The 16,643-nt window shown below is 70.0% G+C and carries 15 protein-coding genes; 9 read left to right on the forward strand and 6 right to left on the reverse strand.

Annotated elements, in window-relative coordinates; all coding sequences use genetic code 11:
• Positions 1-6: 6 nt before the first annotated feature.
• Entirely contained in the window at positions 7-2,196 is a 2,190-nt protein-coding gene (locus V5F53_RS05580) for a primosomal protein N' (RefSeq protein ID WP_393997307.1), read from the reverse strand.
• A 108-nt stretch (positions 2,197-2,304) separates the two neighbouring features.
• Here V5F53_RS05580 and V5F53_RS05585 point away from each other — a divergent pair, with 108 nt between their 5' ends.
• The 4 genes from V5F53_RS05585 (at position 2,305) to V5F53_RS05600 (ending at position 6,367) form a co-directional block, all read left to right on the forward strand.
• The gene (locus tag V5F53_RS05585; protein ID WP_393997306.1) at positions 2,305-2,907 is read left to right on the forward strand and encodes a DUF1697 domain-containing protein; all 603 of its coding nucleotides are present in this window, start codon (positions 2,305-2,307) and stop codon (positions 2,905-2,907) included.
• Positions 2,904-3,938 carry a GTPase ObgE gene (obgE, locus tag V5F53_RS05590; protein ID WP_393997305.1) on the forward strand — a complete coding sequence of 345 codons (1,035 nt, stop codon included), beginning with the start codon at positions 2,904-2,906 and terminating at the stop codon, positions 3,936-3,938. The genes V5F53_RS05585 and obgE overlap by 4 nt, the downstream gene beginning before the upstream one ends.
• Positions 3,939-4,230: 292 nt before the next feature.
• Positions 4,231-5,403: an isovaleryl-CoA dehydrogenase gene (locus V5F53_RS05595; protein WP_393997304.1), complete on the forward strand. Its 1,173-nt coding sequence runs from the start codon at positions 4,231-4,233 to the stop codon at positions 5,401-5,403.
• Between the two features lie 160 nt (positions 5,404-5,563).
• A complete protein-coding gene (locus V5F53_RS05600) occupies positions 5,564-6,367 on the forward strand; it encodes a YdcF family protein (protein WP_393997303.1) in 804 nt (267 codons plus the stop codon).
• A 124-nt stretch (positions 6,368-6,491) separates the two neighbouring features.
• Here the strand turns inward: V5F53_RS05600 and V5F53_RS05605 are convergent, their stop codons facing one another.
• A complete protein-coding gene (locus tag V5F53_RS05605; RefSeq protein WP_393997302.1) occupies positions 6,492-6,800 on the reverse strand; it encodes a DUF3253 domain-containing protein in 309 nt (102 codons plus the stop codon).
• A 273-nt stretch (positions 6,801-7,073) separates the two neighbouring features.
• On the opposite strand from V5F53_RS05605, the gene V5F53_RS05610 reads away from it, so the two are divergent.
• Together V5F53_RS05610 and V5F53_RS05615 are read left to right on the forward strand one after the other, a co-directional pair.
• Positions 7,074-7,199: a hypothetical protein gene (locus tag V5F53_RS05610; RefSeq protein WP_393997301.1), complete on the forward strand. Its 126-nt coding sequence runs from the start codon at positions 7,074-7,076 to the stop codon at positions 7,197-7,199.
• A gap of 150 nt (positions 7,200-7,349) precedes the next feature.
• A complete protein-coding gene (locus V5F53_RS05615; RefSeq protein WP_393997300.1) occupies positions 7,350-7,790 on the forward strand; it encodes a DUF1489 family protein in 441 nt (146 codons plus the stop codon).
• A 16-nt stretch (positions 7,791-7,806) separates the two neighbouring features.
• Here V5F53_RS05615 and V5F53_RS05620 read toward each other — a convergent pair whose 3' ends face one another.
• Both V5F53_RS05620 and thiD read right to left on the reverse strand, forming a co-directional pair.
• A complete protein-coding gene (locus V5F53_RS05620) occupies positions 7,807-8,421 on the reverse strand; it encodes a helix-turn-helix domain-containing protein (protein WP_393997299.1) in 615 nt (204 codons plus the stop codon).
• 93 nt (positions 8,422-8,514) lie between these two features.
• A complete protein-coding gene (gene thiD, locus V5F53_RS05625) occupies positions 8,515-9,342 on the reverse strand; it encodes a bifunctional hydroxymethylpyrimidine kinase/phosphomethylpyrimidine kinase (protein ID WP_393997298.1) in 828 nt (275 codons plus the stop codon).
• A 296-nt stretch (positions 9,343-9,638) separates the two neighbouring features.
• On the opposite strand from thiD, the gene V5F53_RS05630 reads away from it, so the two are divergent.
• The 3 genes from V5F53_RS05630 (at position 9,639) to V5F53_RS05640 (ending at position 14,174) form a co-directional block, all read left to right on the forward strand.
• On the forward strand, positions 9,639-9,875 hold the full coding sequence (locus tag V5F53_RS05630) for an Lrp/AsnC ligand binding domain-containing protein (protein ID WP_393997297.1): 237 nt from the start codon (positions 9,639-9,641) through the stop codon (positions 9,873-9,875).
• Between the two features lie 132 nt (positions 9,876-10,007).
• Positions 10,008-12,101, forward strand: coding sequence for an acyltransferase family protein (locus V5F53_RS05635; protein ID WP_393997296.1), 2,094 nt, complete (start codon positions 10,008-10,010; stop codon positions 12,099-12,101).
• A gap of 147 nt (positions 12,102-12,248) precedes the next feature.
• Entirely contained in the window at positions 12,249-14,174 is a 1,926-nt protein-coding gene (locus V5F53_RS05640) for a calcium-binding protein (RefSeq protein WP_393997295.1), read from the forward strand.
• A gap of 151 nt (positions 14,175-14,325) precedes the next feature.
• Here the strand turns inward: V5F53_RS05640 and V5F53_RS05645 are convergent, their stop codons facing one another.
• Together V5F53_RS05645 and V5F53_RS05650 are read right to left on the reverse strand one after the other, a co-directional pair.
• Positions 14,326-14,637, reverse strand: a complete 312-nt coding sequence (locus V5F53_RS05645) for an SCP2 sterol-binding domain-containing protein (RefSeq protein ID WP_393997294.1) — start codon at positions 14,635-14,637, stop codon at positions 14,326-14,328.
• Positions 14,638-14,738: 101 nt separating this feature from the next.
• Positions 14,739-16,529, reverse strand: a complete 1,791-nt coding sequence (locus V5F53_RS05650; protein ID WP_393997293.1) for an acyl-CoA dehydrogenase C-terminal domain-containing protein — start codon at positions 16,527-16,529, stop codon at positions 14,739-14,741.
• Positions 16,530-16,643: the final 114 nt, after the last annotated feature.

Here is a 16,643-nt window from a genome sequence, read left to right on the forward strand (position 1 = left end):
CGCGGCTCACAGGAAGCTCAGGGGGTCCACGTCGATGGCGACCTTGATGTTGCCGGTGGGCCGGGGCGCCACCTCCCGCCATGCCCGCAGGTAGGCGGACAGGTCGAAGCCGCGCGGCGAGCGCGCCAGCAGCCGCCAGCGATGGCGCCCGCGCAGCACCGCCAGCGGGGCTTCCGCCGGCCCGAGCACGCGCACCCCGGCCACGATGGGCGCGCAGGCGGCCAGCCGCCGGGCATGGGCTTCCGCCACATGCGCCTCGCTGGCCGAGACGATGAGCCCCGCCATGCGGCCGAACGGGGGAAGCTGGGCCTCCTCGCGGGCGGCGATCTCGGTGTCGTAGAAGGCATCGCGGTCGCCGGTGACGAGGGCGCGCATCACCGGATGCTCAGGGCTGCGGGTCTGGATGAAGCCGCGCCCCTCAGTCTTGCCGCGCCCGGCGCGCCCCGCCACCTGGTGCACCAGCTGGAAGGTGCGCTCCGCCGCGCGCGGATCGCCCTGGCCCAGGCCGACGTCGGCATCCACCACCCCCACCAGCGCCAGGCCGGGGAAGTTGTGGCCCTTGGCCACCAGCTGGGTGCCCACCACCACGTCCACCTCGCCCTTCGCCACCGCGTCCAGTTCCGCCCGCATGCGCTCCACCCCGCCGAGCAGGTCGGAGGAGAGCACCAGGGAGCGGGCGGCGGGAAACAGCGCCTGCACCTCCTCCTGAAGCCGCTCCACGCCGGGGCCCACCGCTACCAGGCTGTCCTTGGCGCCGCACTTGGGACATTCCTCCGGCACCGGGGCCTGGTAGCCGCAATGGTGGCAGGTGAGGCGGCGGCGAAAGCGGTGTTCCACCAGCCATGCGGTGCAGGAGGGGCAGCGCATGCGATGGCCGCAGGCATTGCAGAGCGTCAGCGGCGCATAGCCCCGCCGGTTGAGGAACAGCAGCGCCTGGCCGCCGGCGGCCAGGGTGTCGTTGATCTCGCCCTCCAGGCGCGGGGCGATCCAGCGGCCGCGCGGCGGCCCCTCCTTGCGCAGGTCGATGGGGGTGAGGCCCGGCACCTTGGCGCCGCCGAAGCGCACCGGCAGGGCCAGCCGCTGGTAGCGGCCGCGCCGCGCGTTCACCTCCGTCTCCAGCGACGGCGTGGCGGAGGCGAGCACGATCGGGGTGGCGCACAGGCGCGCCCGCACCACCGCCATGTCGCGGGCGTGATAGGTTACGCCGTCGTCCTGCTTGTAGGCGGGGTCGTGCTCCTCATCCACAACCATCAGGCCCAGGTCGTGGAACGGCAGGAACAAAGCGGAGCGGGCCCCGGCCACCACCTGCACCTCGCCGGCGGCCACCCCGGCCAGGATGCGCGCGCGCCGCCGCGCCGAGATGCCGGAATGCCATTCCGCCGGCTTGACGCCGAAGCGCCGGGTGAAACGGTCCAGGAAGGCCTGGGTGAGGGCGATTTCCGGCAGCAGGATGAGTGCCTGGCGCCGGTCGCGCACGGCCTGCGCCACCGCTTCGAAATAGACCTCGGTCTTGCCGGACCCGGTGACGCCGTCCAGCAGGAAGACGCGAAAGGCATGGGCCTCCACCGCCGCCCGCAGGGTTTCGGCGGCGGCCGCCTGCACCTGCGACAGCGCCTGCGCCGCATAGCCGGGATCGGGTGGATAGGCCGCCGGCTCGGGGGGCAGCACCAGGGCCTCCAGCGCCCCGTCGTCGATCAGCCCATCCACGACCGAGGGCGAGACGCCGGCTTCCCGCGCCGCCTCCGCCTTGCCGCGCACGAAGCCATCGGCCACGAACGCCAGCAGCCGGGTGCGGGCGGCGGTCATGCGTTCCGGGCTGCGGCCGGTGGCCCGCACGCCCACCCGCTCACGCGCCGGGCCGGGGGACTCGCCATGCTTCAGTGCCAGCCGCAGCACCATGCCGCGTGGCGCCAGAGTATAGTCGGCCATCCAGTCGATGAGCCGCAGAAGATCGTGCGGCAGCGGCGGATAGTCGAGCCGGGCCTTCACCGCCTTCAGCTTCTTCGGGTCGAGGACGGCTTCGGGGCCGGCGGCGCGCGGCCACACGCAGCCCATCACCGTGCGCGCGCCCAGGGGCACGGTGACGAGGTCGCCGGGGGCGAGGGCCAGCCCCTCCGGCTGAAGGTAGGAATAGGGGGCGTCGAGGCCGAGGGGGAGCAGGACATCGACGGTGGTCGCGCGCGGGGGCGGGGTCATGGCGGTGTTTTGGGCCGCGCCGCCGCAAAGGTCAAAGGGCGGGGGCACCTTGCGCGGCCCGACGTGCGGCGTCATCGTGCGCCGGATTTCAGCGGGAGGCGTGGAGCCATGAGCAGGCGCATCGCCCTGCTGCGGGCGGTGAATGTGGGCGGCACCAAGGCCCTGCCCATGGCGCGGCTGCGTGAGGTGGCGGCCGGCCTTGGCCTGGGCGCGCCGCAAACCGTGCTGCAATCCGGCAACCTGGTGTTCGAGGGAGGGGACGCGGGTGAGGCGGAGCTGGAGGCGCGGCTGGAGCGGGCCCTGGCGGCGGAGGCGGGCCTTGCCACCGCAGTGCTGGTGCGCGACGCGCCGGCCTGGGCGCGCCTGATCGCCGACAATCCCCTGGCCGAGGCTGCCGCGGCGGCGCCGGCCCGTGTCCTGGCAGTGTGCCTGAAGGGGGAGCCTTCGGATGCCGACCTGGAGCAGCTGCGCGCCCTGCGCCGTGATGGGGAGCATGTGGAGGGGCGCGGACGCGTGATCTACGCCGGGTTTCCCCATGGGCTCGGCCGCTCCCGGCTGGCGACGGCGCTTTCCTCCGGGCGGGGGCTGGCGGGCACCGGCCGCAACTGGAACACGGTGCGCAGGATCGCCGCGTGCCTTGAGGGCCGAGTCGGCGACGAGGCCAACTGCCCCTTGCGTTCCGGTGGCGGCGCGTCTACCTCCAGCCCATGAAATTCCTCGATCAAGCCAAGGTCTATGTGCGCTCCGGTGATGGCGGGGCGGGATGCGTCTCGTTCCGGCGCGAGAAGTTCATCGAGTTCGGCGGTCCCGATGGCGGCGACGGCGGACGCGGCGGCGACGTGTGGATCGAATGCGTGGACGGCCTGAACACGCTCATCGACTACCGCTATCAGCAGCACTTCAAGGCCAAGAAGGGCGACCACGGCAAGGGCGCCAACCGCACCGGGGCCAGGGGCGATGACGTGGTGCTCAGGGTGCCGGCCGGGACCCAGATCCTCGACGAGGAGGAAGAGACGGTGCTTGCCGACCTGACCGAGGTGGGCCAGCGCATCAAGCTGCTGGAGGGCGGCAACGGCGGCTTCGGCAACGCCCAGTTCAAGACCTCCACCAACCAGGCCCCACGCCGCGCCAATCCGGGCCTGGAGGGCCAGGAGCGCTGGATCTGGCTGCGGCTGAAACTCATTGCGGATGCCGGCCTCGTCGGCCTGCCCAATGCCGGCAAGTCCACCTTCCTTGCCGCCACCACGGCGGCCAAGCCGAAGATTGCCGATTATCCCTTCACCACGCTCCATCCCGGCCTGGGCGTGGTGCGGGTGGACGGGCGCGAGTTCGTGCTCGCCGACATTCCCGGCCTGATCGAGGGGGCGCACGAAGGCGTCGGCATCGGCGACCGGTTCCTGGGCCATGTGGAGCGCTGCCGCGCCCTGCTGCACCTGGTGGACGGCACCAGCGAGCACGCCGGCAAGGCCTACAAGACCGTGCGCGCCGAGCTGGCCGCCTATGGCAACGGCCTGGACGAGAAGCCGGAGATCGTCGCCCTGTCGAAGGTGGACGCGCTCTCGCCGGAGCTGCTCAAGCAGCAGAAGGAGCGCCTGAGGCGCGCCGCCGGCAAGACGCCGCTGCTGGTGTCGGCCCAGTCGGGGCAGGGGGTGCAGGAGGGCCTGCGGGCGCTGCTCGCCATCGTCGAAGAGGCGCGCGTGGAGGAAAAGGACGCCGAGCCGCGCGACGCCTGGCGTCCCTGAGCCCCCCCTTCCGCTGCCGGCCCGGCTGTGCGTCCCGGCGTCCAATTCGCCGGGCCCCACCGTCGTTTGCATCCCATCTGCCGCGCCCCGACGGGGCGCCGCTCCCATCGGGGCCCCTCAGCTCCCCTCGTCCGCGCTGCGGCCGGAGGGGGCGGCAGCGCGCCGGCCGTGCACTTGCCCGCATGAACCTGTGCGCACCCCATTGAATAAACGGACAACCGTTTTATTCTAGCGCCGCGTCCCCGCCGCGCCGCACCGGCGCGCAAGAACAGGGGAGCGAGGGAGGATGCCCATGCTGCCGAACAGTGCCGCCGGATTCGATTTCGACCTCGGCGAGACCGCCGACATGCTGCGCAACACCGTGCGCCAGTTCTCGGACGCGGAGATTGCGCCCCGTGCGGCCGAGATCGACCGCACCAATCAGTTCCCGCGCGACCTGTGGCCGAAGCTCGGCGCGCTGGGCCTGCACGGCATCACGGTGGAAGAAGAGTATGGCGGCTCGGGCCTGGGCTATCTGGAGCATGTGATCGCGGTGGAGGAAATCTCCCGCGCCTCCGCCTCGGTGGGCCTGTCCTACGGTGCGCATTCAAACCTCTGCATCAACCAGATCCGCCGCAACGGCACCGACGCGCAGAAGGCGAGCTACCTGCCGAAGCTCATCTCCGGGGTGCACGTGGGGGCGCTGGCCATGTCGGAGCCGGGCGCGGGGTCGGACGTGGTGTCCATGCGCACCCGCGCCGAGAAGAAGGGCGATCGCTACATCCTCAACGGTTCGAAGATGTGGATCACCAACGGCCCCATTGCCGAGACCCTGGTGGTCTACGCCAAGACCGACCCGGCGGCGGGCCCGCGCGGCATCACCGCCTTCCTGATCGAGCGCGGCTTCAAGGGCTTTTCCACCGCCCAGAAGCTGGACAAGCTGGGCATGCGCGGCTCCGACACCGGCGAGCTGGTGTTCGAGGATTGCGAGGTGCCGGAAGAGAACGTGCTCGGCGGCGTCGGCCGGGGCGTCAACGTGCTCATGAGCGGGCTCGACTACGAGCGCGCGGTGCTGGCCGCCGGCCCCATCGGCATCATGCAGGCCTGCATGGATGTGGTGTTGCCCTATGTGCACGAGCGCAAGCAGTTCGGCGCCGCCATCGGCACCTTCCAGCTCATGCAGGGCAAGATTGCCGACATGTACGTGGCCATGAATGCCACCCGCGCCTATGTCTACGCCGTCGCCAAAGCCTGCGACCGCGGCGCCACCACCCGCGAGGATGCCGCCGGCGCCATTCTGTTCGCCGCCGAGAAGGCGACCTGGATGGCCCTGGAGGCGATCCAGACCCTGGGTGGAAACGGGTATATCAACGATTACCCGACCGGCCGGCTGCTGCGCGACGCCAAGCTCTATGAGATCGGCGCCGGCACCAGCGAGATTCGCCGCATGCTGATCGGCCGCCAGCTGTACGACAAGACCGCCTGAGGCGCGCCGAACGCCGGGCCGGCGGAGATGTGTTGAATTCAACCCATCCTCCGTCCCGCCTTGGTCTCCCCTTGGTCTCCCCTTGGCCTCCCCTTGGCCCCTTCGCAAGGGCGAAGGGGTCGGCTATCCCTGGAGGTCGGGGCAAGCGGGAGCGCGGCACATGGATTCGTTCTTCACCGTGTCAAAGCTGGCGTGGTTCGTCGCGGCGCCGTCCAACGCCCTGGTCATCGTGCTGGTGCTGGCGGCGCTGCTGCTGCTGGTCGGCTGCCGGCGCGCGGGGCGGGTGCTGCTGGGGCTGGGGGTGGTCGGCCTGCTGGTGTTCGGCTTCAGCCCCGCCGCCAACCACATCATGTCGCCGCTGGAGGAGCGCTTCCCCCAGTTCCATGACGACGGCAAGCCGGTCACCGGGGTGCTGCTGCTGGGTGGCGCCGAGTTGCCTGACATCGGTCTCGCCCGCGGCCAGCCGGCTTTTTCGGAGGCCGGCGAGCGGGTGCTGGCCTTCGCCGACCTGGCCCGGCGCTATCCCGAGGCGCGGCTGGCCTTCATCGGCGGCAGCGGCGCGCTCATTCCCGAGGGCAAGGGGCGGGAGGCGCAGATGATGCGCCAGAGCCTCGGCGTGCTGGGCATCGATCCGGCCCGGGTGGAGTTCGAGGACCAGTCCCGGAACACGGCCGAGAATGCGGAATTCGCCAAGGCTCTGTTGAAGCCCAAGCCGGGCGAACGCTGGTTGCTGGTGACCAGCGCCTTTCACATGCCCCGCGCCATGGGCTGCTTTCGCGCCGTCGACTTTCCGGTGGTGGCGTATCCGGCGGATTTCCGCACCGTCGGCCCGAACGCCCTCGACGACACCTTCTCGCGCGCCGCCAGCGGCCTCGACTTCACCGACGTGGGCGTGAAGGAGTGGGTGGGGCTGGTGGCCTATTATCTCGGCGGCAAGACCCGCACCCTGTTTCCGGCGCCCTGAAACCAAAGGAAAGGCCCGTGAGCATCACTCATGGGCCTCTGGTCCAGCCCGCGCGGCGCTTGAGCGGACCCGCCTGAGCTGATCCCTCGGCACCGGTCGAAGACCGGGGCCGGTGGTCTGAGGGTCAGTCGTTGCGCGGCAGGCCCAGGCGATAGACGCCGCGCAGTTCTGCCGGATCGATCACCTTTCCCTTGCGATAGATGAGCAGGCGCCCGGTCTCGGCCAGGGCGATGGCGCTGCGCCGCACCTGGGGCAGGACGCGCTGCCAATGCTCGCCCGGCGCCACCGCCTGGGCGACGTCCGCCGGCGCGACGGTGCGACCGGGCCCGCAGGCGCCGGCAAGCTCGAGGATGGCGTGTTCCACGGCCTCGGGGTCGAAGCCGCGCGGCGCGCGGGTGTCGTCGGCGGCCATGGGGGATGAGTCGCTGGTCATGACCCCTTGGTAGGGGAAAACGAAAAAAAAGGAAAAGGCGGCCCGAACAGGGCTCGCCGTTGCAAGGCAGCAAAAATCTCCGGCAAAACAGGCCGTTATCGGTTGCGGTGCCGCATTGTGGCGATTCGTGGAGGAATGCGGAGGGATTGGGGCAGATATGAACACACCATGTCACCCCTTGTTTCAAGGTTGAGAAAATCCTAAAGCGAGAGGTGTCGCGGTGCCCCACTCAAGCGTGGGGCGCGCCGAAAACAGGGATGCCAACAAGCCATCATGCACCTGACCGAGACCCGCTCCTGCTGGGGTGCCGCGCGTGTCGCGCTCACCACGTTTCTCCTGGGTGTTGCTGTCGTCTATCTCTTCGGCGGGTTCGAGACCGCCGCGCGGCTCGCAAACTGAGCCGACAGGGCGGCGCGGGCACCCCGCGCCGGCCGACCCTTTAGCCCATCCAGACCACGGGCCGCGCCACGGCGGCATAGGCCGGTGGATCATCGTGCCCGGCGGGTGCGTTTGCCGTCCCGATCCGGTGCGCAGGGGCTATAAGGGGCCATGCCTCTTCATCTGATCAAATTGTGCGTCGGCGCCACCTCCATCGAGGACCTGCGGGCCTGGATCGAGGACCGCAGGATTGATGCCGGCCGCGCCGGCGTGCCGTTCGAGCAAACCCATGTGACCCGCATGACCCCCACCCGGATGGACGAGCTGCGCGACGGCGGCTCGCTCTATTGGGTCATTCGCGGCGACATCGCGGCGCGCCAGCGCCTCTTGGACGTGCGGCCATTCGTGGATGTGGACGGCGTGCGCCGCTGCGCGCTGGTGCTGGACCCGCAGGTGATCGGCGTGCGCCCGCGCCCGGCGCGCCCGTTCCAGGGCTGGCGCTACCTGAAGCCGAATGAGGCGCCCGCCGATCTCGACGCCGTCGACACTTCCGGGGCGGCCGCCATGCCCGAGGAGATGCGGCGCGAGCTGGAGCATCTCGGCCTGTTGTGAGCCCGGGCGCGCGGGCTCAGTCCAGCACCGCGGCCTTCAGCAGGCAGACCATGACCGCCTGCGCCGGGACGCTTCCGCGATTGCGGATGACATGGCGGCGATCGCACCGATACCGCAGCGTCTCTCCCGGTTTCGCCGTCTCGACCACGCCGCCCACCTCGACCTCCAGCGCCCCGGACAGCACGGTGAGGCACTCCACCGAGCCGCGCTGGTGTCCGTCGGAATCGAGCTCGCCGCCCGGCTCCGCCTGGAAGTCATAATATTGCAGCCACTCCACCGTCTTGATCCAGCCGATGATGGACAGCCGGCACAGGCCGTCCTCGGACAGCAGGATGGGAGTGTCGGCGCGGGTCAGCTTCTCGACGAAGGGCGCCTCGTCCGAGGAGGCCAGCACCCGTTCCACCGACATGTCGAGCGCCTGCGACAGGCGCCACACGGTGGCCAACGTCGGGTTGGTCTCGTTGCGCTCGATCTGGCTGATGATGGACTTGGCCACGCCCGATTGCTCGGCCAGATCGGAGAGCGAGAGATTATAGGCCTTGCGCAGGCGCTGAATGGTCTTGCCCAGCTGCCCGGTGATCGCCTGCGCCCCCGATTCGAGGGAGCCGCCCCCCCGATCCTTCACTGCCATGGCGTGCGATCCTTTGTTCCGAACGCGCGTTCGCTGTGACGGACGATACCGCGGATTTCACGCGCCACAAGGGGGGACCGCCGGGAACGACCGTCAGGGAGCGGGGCTTGTGGACCAGTGGGCGAAGAAATGGTGCACCGGCCCATGGCCGCCGCCCACATCGAGCTGGTCGGCGGCGGCGATGGCGCCGGTGATGTAGCGCTTGGCGGCGGCGACGGCGGCGTCGAGGTCGTCGCCCAGGGCCAGGCGCGCGGCGATGGCGGACGACAGGGTGCAGCCGGTGCCGTGGGTGTTCCGCGTGTCCAGGCGGGGTGCGGCATGGCGGGTGGTCCGCCGCGGCGTGACCAGCAGGTCGACGGCATCGGCGCCGCTGGCGTGGCCCCCCTTCATCAGCACCGCGCGCGCGCCCAGCGCCAGCAGCCGGTGGCCCTGGGCCTCCATCTCGGACTCGTCGGCGGCGACGGCGGTGGCGAGCAGGGTGGCGGCCTCCGGCAGGTTGGGGGTGAGGACATCGGCACGGGGCAGCAGCTCGCCGATCAGGGTGGCGACGGCGTCGTCGGTGAGGAGCTTTGCCCCCGAGGCCGCCACCATCACCGGATCGAGCACCACCGGCCGCGCCTGGTGCCGGTCGAGCCCCGCCGCCACCGCGCGGATGGCGCCGGGGCGCGACAGCATGCCGATCTTCACCGCCTTCACCACGAGATCGCTGAACACCGCGTCGAGCTGGGCGGCGATGAAGGCGTCCGGGACATCGTGGATGGCGCTGACGCCGCGCGTGTTCTGGGCGGTGAGGGCGGTGATGACGCTGGCGCCGTAGACCCCGAGCGCGGAAAAGGTCTTCAGATCGGCCTGGATGCCGGCGCCGCCACTGGAATCGGAACCGGCGACGGTGAGGGCGATGGGCGGCGCGCGATGGGACACGGGGCAAACCTCGGCTGGAGGGCGCCGGCGGGGGGACGGCGTGGCGCTGGATTAGAGCATTTCGCCGGCTGGCAAAATTCCAAAAGCTGCGGCGCCGGCACCGGTTCGCCCCGGCCCCTCCCCGCCGTCCCCCGTCGGCGCGTCTCCCCTTGCCTCACGGTGCGCTTTTGTCCACTTTGGCCGCGCCGGTCCGGGAGACGACGCGCGCCCTGTCCCGCGTGCCGTCCCGGCCAAGATGAGAGGCCATGTGGCTTGCCCTCGGTGGCGCGGCGGCGTGGTTTCCAGCGGAGTGCGCCGTGATCCCGTTTTTTGTCCAGATCAAATGTCAGCTCGGCAAGTCCTACGAGGTGGCGGATGCCATCGCCGACGCCGAAATCGCGTCCGAGATCTATTCCACGGCGGGCGAATTCGACCTGCTGGTGAAGTTCTACGTGGAGCCGGGCACCGACATCGGCCAGTTCGTGAACCAGAAGGTGCAGACCATTCCCGGCATCAAGGACACACGCACCATCATCACCTACAAGGCCTTCTGAGCCGGCAGCGACGGTGGCGGCGTCCTGCTGCCGCCGCGCTGGTGGTGGAATTTGCGGTCCCCGGGCGCGCGGGCTATTTCTGCTCGTGCGGGAGTGCGCGTCCGCGAGGCGTGCGTGATCAGGGGTAGCGGAATGAGTTTGGCCTACCGGCCCGACGTCGATGGCCTGCGGGCCATCGCCGTGGGCAGCGTTGTCCTGTTTCACGCCGGCTTCGGCGTGTTCAAGGGCGGCTTCGTCGGCGTGGACGTCTTCTTCGTCATTTCCGGCTTCCTGATCACCTCCATCATCGCCGACGACATGGGGCGTGGGCGCTTCTCCCTGATGGATTTCTATGATCGGCGGGTGCGCCGCATCCTGCCGGCGCTGCTGCTGGTGCTGGCCGGCACCACCGCCATCGGCGCCTTCATCCTGCTGCCCGGGCAGATGCAGGACCTGGCGCGCACGCTCATTCCGGCGACGCTGTTCTACGCCAACGTCCACTTCATGGGCCTTGAATCCTACTTCGCCCCGGCGGCGGAGGAGCTGCCCCTTCTGCATCTGTGGTCGCTGGCGGTGGAGGAGCAGTTCTATATCGTCTTTCCACTGCTGCTGTTCGCGCTCCTGCGGCTGGGCGGCCGGCGGCTGGCGCTGGGCGTGCTGGCGGCGGTGGCCCTGGGCTCCCTCGCCTATGCCCAGATCGAGCTGGAGGACGCCCCGCGCCGCGCCTTCTTCCTGCTGTCGGCGCGCGCCTGGGAACTGCTGACGGGGGCGTTCCTGGCGCTGGCGCCGCTGCCGAAGGTGCGGCCCGCGGTGGCCGCCGGGCTCGGCGCCCTGGGGCTCGGCGCGCTGCTGGTGCCCGTGTTCGCCTATGATCGGAGCACCCCGTTTCCAGGCCTCGCCGCGCTGCCGCCGGTGCTGGGCGCAGCGCTCATCATCTATTCCGGCCGCTTCGCCGCCGCCGGGCCGGTGGCGCGGCTGCTGGCCTTGCCGGGCATGGTCTATGTGGGCCGCATCTCCTATTCCCTTTACCTGTGGCATTGGCCGCTGCTGTCGCTGGCCTTCATCTATCGCGGGCGGGCGCTGACGCCGCTGCTGGCGGCGGCGCTCATCGCCCTGGCGGTGGCGCTGTCGGCGCTGTCGCTGCGGTTCGTGGAAACGCCGCTGCGCCGGCCGGGGCTTCTGGGCGGCCGCCCGGCGGCCCGGCTGGCGGTCGGGGCCGGGGCCTTGTGCGTGGCCGTGCTGGGCGCGCTCGGGCTCGACCGGATCGAGGGGCGGATCTGGCCGCTCTCGCCCCGTGGCGTCCTGGCTGAGGCCGCCATGCGCGAGGGGCACGGCATGACCATCTGCACCACCACGGCCGATTTCATGCCCGGCACGGCGAGCTGCGCCACGGCCCCGCCCGGCGCCGAAGGCGACCCCGCCGTGCTTGTCTGGGGGGATTCCCATGCCCGGGCCAGCTTCCAGGGCTTTGCCGAGCTTGCCGCAGCCGAGGGCGCGGGCAGCCGGCTGCTGACCCTGTCCGGCTGTCCGCCCCTGCTGGGGGTGGAGGCGCCGCGCTTCGGCGACGAGGGCGCCGACTGCGCCAGCTTCAACGCGGCAGTGCTGGGCGAGATCGCCCGGGTGCGCCCCCGGCTGGTGGTTCTGGTGGGGCGCTGGGCTCTGTGGACCACCCACGCCCGGCGCAACGTGGCCTTGACCATGGCCGATCTGCCCGCCGCCCGGGAGCCCAGCGCCGAGGGCAGCCGGGCCGCCTTTCCGGTGGCGCTGCGGCGCACGGTCGAGGAGATCCGCAAGCTCGGAGTGAATGTGCTGGTGGTGGGTCAGGTTCCCGAATACCTCAATCCACCGGCGGGCTGCGTCGCGCGCGCGGAATATTTTGGCGGTGACGCCACGGGCTGCATGACCCAGCCGTTGGCGGAGAAGGATCGGGTGATCGGCTCGACCGACGCCGCGATCCGCCAGGTGGCGCGCGATGTGCCCGGCACCGGCGTGGCGCTGCTGTCCGATCTCTTCTGCGATGCCCGCGACTGCCGCGCCGGCAGCGCCGCAGCCTTCTTCTATAGCGACGGCAACCACCTGTCGCTGTCCGGCGCGCGGCTTCTGCGCGACGATCCCGGCCTGCGCGCCACCATGGGGGGCCTGCTGCGCGCGCCCGCCGCGCGCCTTGATGCGCCGGCGGAGCACGAGCCGGGCGCGGCCGCTGGCCAGAACGCCCAACGGTCAAGCGCCGAGCGGCCGAGCAACTGACGAGCCGGCCGCGGCCGGCCCCGGCTCTCCCGGTCGTGACGTGAACCGCGCCGCTTCAGGTTGCAGTCTTGGGTAGGCTCCCCTAAGAACGCCCGGACCAGCGCGTCCAGGTTGTGTGCCGGTTGGCACCGGGGGAGAGAGCCAAGCATGAGCCAGATCACGGGCACCGCCAACGACGACACGCGCTACGGCACGTCGGGCGACGACACCATCGATGGCGGCGCCGGCAACGACCAGCTGGTCGGCGCCGGGGGCAATGACTGGCTGCTCGGTGGCACCGGCAACGACTGGCTCTATGGCGACTGGAGCGCCGACGTGGCGGGCGGTGACGATCGCCTGGACGGCGGCGCGGGAGACGACAATCTCGTCGGCGTCAGCGGCAACGACATCCTGAATGGCGGCACCGGCAACGACATCCTGAACGGCGGCACGGGCGACGATCGGCTGGCGGGCGGCGCCGGCAACGACGGCCTCTATGGCGCCGACGGCAACGACATCCTCAGCGGCGGCACCGGCAACGATGTCCTGAATGGCGGCGCGGGCAACGATCGCATGGCGGGCGGTCTCGGCAACGACGATTACGTGGTCGACAGCGCCGACGACGTGGTGATCGAGGATGCCAATGGTGGCAATGACATCGTCCGGACCACGCTTGCAACCTACACATTGGCCGACAATGTCGAGGGCCTGATCTACATCGGCGGCGGCTCGTTCAATGGAACGGGCAACGCCCTCAACAACATCATCCGCGGCGGGGCGAACGCCGATAGCTTGAACGGCGCGGCGGGCAACGACAATCTGTTCGGCAACGATGGCGACGACACGCTGTCCGGCGGCCTGGGCAATGACCTGCTGAATGGCGGCGCCGGCAACGACGTGATGCGGGGCGGGGCGGGCAATGATACCTACGTGGTATCGTCGGCCGATGATCGGGTGGTGGAGGCCGCCAACGAGGGCAGCGACACGGTCCAGACCAGGCTCGCGGACCTCACGCTCAGCGACAACGTCGAAAACCTGACCTATGTCGGCGACGGTCCGTTCCGCGGGCTTGGCAATACGCTCAACAACACTCTCACCGGCGGCGCCGGGAATGACATGCTGTACGGCTTGGACGGCAACGACATTCTCAATGGGCGCGGCGGCGTGGACGTCCTGTCCGGCGGGTTCGGCGACGATTATTACATCATCGATTCGGCCGATGACATGGTGGTGGAACTGCGAGGCTATGGCATCGACACCGTTCGCGTCACGTTCGAGGCCTACACGCTCGGCGCGGACGTGGAAAACCTCATCTTCGACGGCGACGCGGCGTTCGAGGGCACCGGCAACGCCCTGTCCAACATCATCACCGGCGGGCGCGGCGACGACCGGCTCGTGGGCGGCGGCGGCGACGATTTCCTGAACGGCCGCGCCGGAAATGACCACCTGTATGGCGGTGCCGGCAGCGACACTTATGTGGTGGATTCCAGGGGCGACGTCGTGAGCGAGGGCGTGGACCTCGGCTCCGATACCGTCCGCACCACCCTCGCGGACTACACGCTCGGCGCCAATCTTGAAAACCTGACCTATATCGGCAAGGCCGGCTTCACCGGCGCAGGCAACGCGGCGGCCAATATCCTCACCGGCGGCGCGGCCGGCGACCGGCTCTCCGGAGAGGCCGGCACCGACACGCTTCAGGGCGGCGGCGGCCGCGACACCCTCGATGGGGGAAGCGGGCGGGACTCCCTGAGCGGGGGCATCGGCGCCGACGTCCTGACGGGCGGTGCGGACGCCGACCTGTTCATCTATTCCCTTGCCCGGGACTCCCATCGCGGCGGCTATGACACGATCACCGATTTCTCGGCGGCCGAGGGCGACCGCATTCATCTCGGCCGGATCGACGCGAACACGCTGAACGGCGCTCGCAACGACCGCTTCGTCTATGTCGGCGCAGCCGCCTTCTCGGGAACCGCGGGCGAGCTGCGCTTCAGCAACGGGCTGCTCCAGGGCGACGTGAATGGCGACAAGATCGCCGATCTCGCCATCAAGCTGGACGGGGTCAAAACTCTCGGCGCCGGCAGCCTCATCCTTTAGGGCCTGCTGCGTACCGTCGCCCACCCGCCGGTCGCCTGGAGTGGTGTCGAAATCGGAGCGCGAGCGCTCCCGCGATCCGGAACACGGCGGACGCGCTGCGCCGCCCCGTTCGCGGGAGAGGGGCGGCCCTTGGCCGGCCCTCAGGGCGGGGTCACGCGTCGCCCAGCAGGCTGGCCAGCTTCAGGGCCACGCCACGCGAGCCCTCCACCTTCAGCCGGCCGGTGGAGAAGGCCAGCATGGCACCGAGGCGGCCGGAAATGAGCTTGTCGAGGGTGGCGGACGACAGGGTCAGAACCGCATCGGCATCGCCGGTGCCGCTTTCCACACTGACAGCGCCGCCAGTGGCGTCGAGGACGATGCTGTCGTCCGTGTCGCTCAGGTCGAACCGCACGCGGTAGCCCAACTCGGACAGGGTGCCGGCGCGCTCGCGCATGGCCTCGATCAAGGTTGCAACGTCAGTCATCTGGAGCATCTCGCAAAAAAGCCGCCCCGGCGGGACGGGGCGGGAGAGGTTCGGGAACCTCGCCACCCGGCGCCGGGTGGCAAGGGCTTCAGAACAAGGCTTCAGAACAGGGCTTCGTCCAGGGCCATGGTGGCGGCCTTGCCGGCCTTGATGGACCCCCACAGGGTTGCCACCTCGGGCAGAAGCTTATCCATGTAGAAGCGGGCGGTGGCGATCTTGGCCTCGTAGAAGGCGGCATCGCCATTGGCGGCGGGCCGCTTTTCGAACGCCACCTGCGCCATGCGCGCCCACATGTAGCCGAGGGCCACCAGGCCGAACAGGCGCAGGTATTCGGTGGCGGCGGCGCCGGCTTCGTCGGGGTCCTTCAGGCCCTTCTCGGCGATATGGGCGGTAGCCAGCTGCAGCGCGCCGAACGCCTTGCCCAGCGGCGCCACCAGCGGGCCGAGGTCGTCGTCGTCCAGCTTGGCGTCGATGAAGGCCAGCACCGGATGGAAGAAGGAGCGCAGGTAGCGCCCCATGTGCGCCGGCAGCTTGCGCCCCACCAGGTCCAACGCCTGCACGCCGTTGGTGCCCTCGTAGATCATGGCGATGCGGGCGTCGCGCACATATTGTTCCATGCCGTGGTCGCGGATGTAGCCGTGCCCGCCATAGACCTGCATGCCGAGCGAGGCGTTGGAAAAGCCGAGATCGGTGAACAGCGCCTTCACGATGGGGGTCATCAGCGCCGTGAAGTCCTCCGCCTCGCGGCGCACCTGCGGGTCGCTCGCGTGCTCCATGAGGTCGAGGGCGCGGGCCACCCAGCCGCCCAGCGCCCGGCAGCCCTCGTTATAGGCGCGCATGGTCATGAGCATGCGCCGCACGTCGGGATGCACGATGAGGGGATCGGCCGGCTTGTCGGGATGCTTGGGCCCGGTAAGCGCCCGGCCCTGCAGGCGTTCCTTGGCATAGGCCACTGCCGCCTGGTAGGCGGCCTCGCCCAGCCCGAGGCCCTGGGTGCCAACCGACAGGCGCTCGGAATTCATCATGGCGAACATGGCGCGCATGCCCTTGTGCGGTTCGCCCACCAGCCAGCCGGTGGCGTCCTCGAACGCCATCTGGCAGGTGGATGAGCCGTGGATGCCCATCTTGTGCTCGATGCCGGTGCACAGCACGCCGTTGCGCGGGCCCAGGGTGCCATCGTCCTTCGGGAGGAATTTCGGCACCAGGAACAGGGAGATGCCCTTGATGCCCTTGGGCGCGTCCGGCAGCCGCGCCAGCACCAGGTGGATGATGTTCTCGGTGAGGTCCTGCTCGCCGGCGGAAATGAAGATCTTGTTGCCGGTGATCTTGTAGCTGCCATCCTGCTGGGGCACCGCGCGGGTGCGCACCAGGCCCAGGTCGGTGCCGCACTGCGGCTCGGTGAGGCACATGGAGCCGGACCACACGCCGGACACCATCTTCGGCAAAAAGCGATCCTTGAGCTCGTCCGAGGCATAGGCCTTCAACGCCTCATAGGCGCCGTGGGTGAGGCCGGGGCAGATGCCGAACGCCAGGTTGCCGGAACACAGCATCTCCTCGACCAGCTTGTTCAGCGAGGCGGGCAGGCCCTGGCCGCCGTATTGCGGATCGCAGGCAATGCCGTTCCAGCCGCCATCGATGAAGGTCTGGTAGGCCTCCTTGAACCCGTTGGGCGTGCGCACCACGCCGTTCTCATAGGTGCAGCCTTCCTGGTCGGCGCTCTGGTTGAGTGGCGCGAGCACCCCGGTGACAAGCTTGGCCGCCTCGTCGAGCACGGCGTCCGCGAGGTCGGGCGTGATCTCCTCGAAGGCGGGCAGGGCGGTAAGCTCCTCCATGCCGTGCAGCTCGTGCAGCACGAAACGCATGTCGCGGAGGGGGGGGGAATAGACCTGCATGGCGTTTGGCTCCCGAATGTCTTGTGTCTTGCGTGCAGGGCCGTGCGGCCGAAGGTGTGGCCGGACGCCCGGCGAACCCTCTCCCGCTTGCTGGGGAGGGCAGGGTGGGCCGGG

Origin of the sequence: Xanthobacter cornucopiae, assembly GCF_043195065.2 — a bacterium.
Taxonomy (GTDB): Bacteria; Pseudomonadota; Alphaproteobacteria; order Rhizobiales; family Xanthobacteraceae; genus Xanthobacter.

Excerpts from the sequence above, each read along its gene's own strand:
- V5F53_RS05585 (WP_393997306.1), top strand. The coding sequence starts at position 2,305 with ATGAGCAGGCGCATCGCCCTGCTGCGGGCGGTGAATGTGGGCGGCACC.
- V5F53_RS05580 (WP_393997307.1), bottom strand. The coding sequence starts at position 2,196 with ATGACCCCGCCCCCGCGCGCGACCACCGTCGATGTCCTGCTCCCCCTC.
- V5F53_RS05645 (WP_393997294.1), bottom strand. The coding sequence starts at position 14,637 with ATGACTGACGTTGCAACCTTGATCGAGGCCATGCGCGAGCGCGCCGGC.
- V5F53_RS05640 (WP_393997295.1), top strand. The coding sequence starts at position 12,249 with ATGAGCCAGATCACGGGCACCGCCAACGACGACACGCGCTACGGCACG.
- V5F53_RS05635 (WP_393997296.1), top strand. The coding sequence starts at position 10,008 with ATGAGTTTGGCCTACCGGCCCGACGTCGATGGCCTGCGGGCCATCGCC.
- V5F53_RS05605 (WP_393997302.1), bottom strand. The coding sequence starts at position 6,800 with ATGACCAGCGACTCATCCCCCATGGCCGCCGACGACACCCGCGCGCCG.
- V5F53_RS05600 (WP_393997303.1), top strand. The coding sequence starts at position 5,564 with ATGGATTCGTTCTTCACCGTGTCAAAGCTGGCGTGGTTCGTCGCGGCG.
- V5F53_RS05650 (WP_393997293.1), bottom strand. The coding sequence starts at position 16,529 with ATGCAGGTCTATTCCCCCCCCCTCCGCGACATGCGTTTCGTGCTGCAC.
- V5F53_RS05610 (WP_393997301.1), top strand. The coding sequence starts at position 7,074 with ATGCACCTGACCGAGACCCGCTCCTGCTGGGGTGCCGCGCGTGTCGCG.
- V5F53_RS05620 (WP_393997299.1), bottom strand. The coding sequence starts at position 8,421 with ATGGCAGTGAAGGATCGGGGGGGCGGCTCCCTCGAATCGGGGGCGCAG.
- obgE (WP_393997305.1), top strand. The coding sequence starts at position 2,904 with ATGAAATTCCTCGATCAAGCCAAGGTCTATGTGCGCTCCGGTGATGGC.
- V5F53_RS05615 (WP_393997300.1), top strand. The coding sequence starts at position 7,350 with ATGCCTCTTCATCTGATCAAATTGTGCGTCGGCGCCACCTCCATCGAG.
- V5F53_RS05595 (WP_393997304.1), top strand. The coding sequence starts at position 4,231 with ATGCTGCCGAACAGTGCCGCCGGATTCGATTTCGACCTCGGCGAGACC.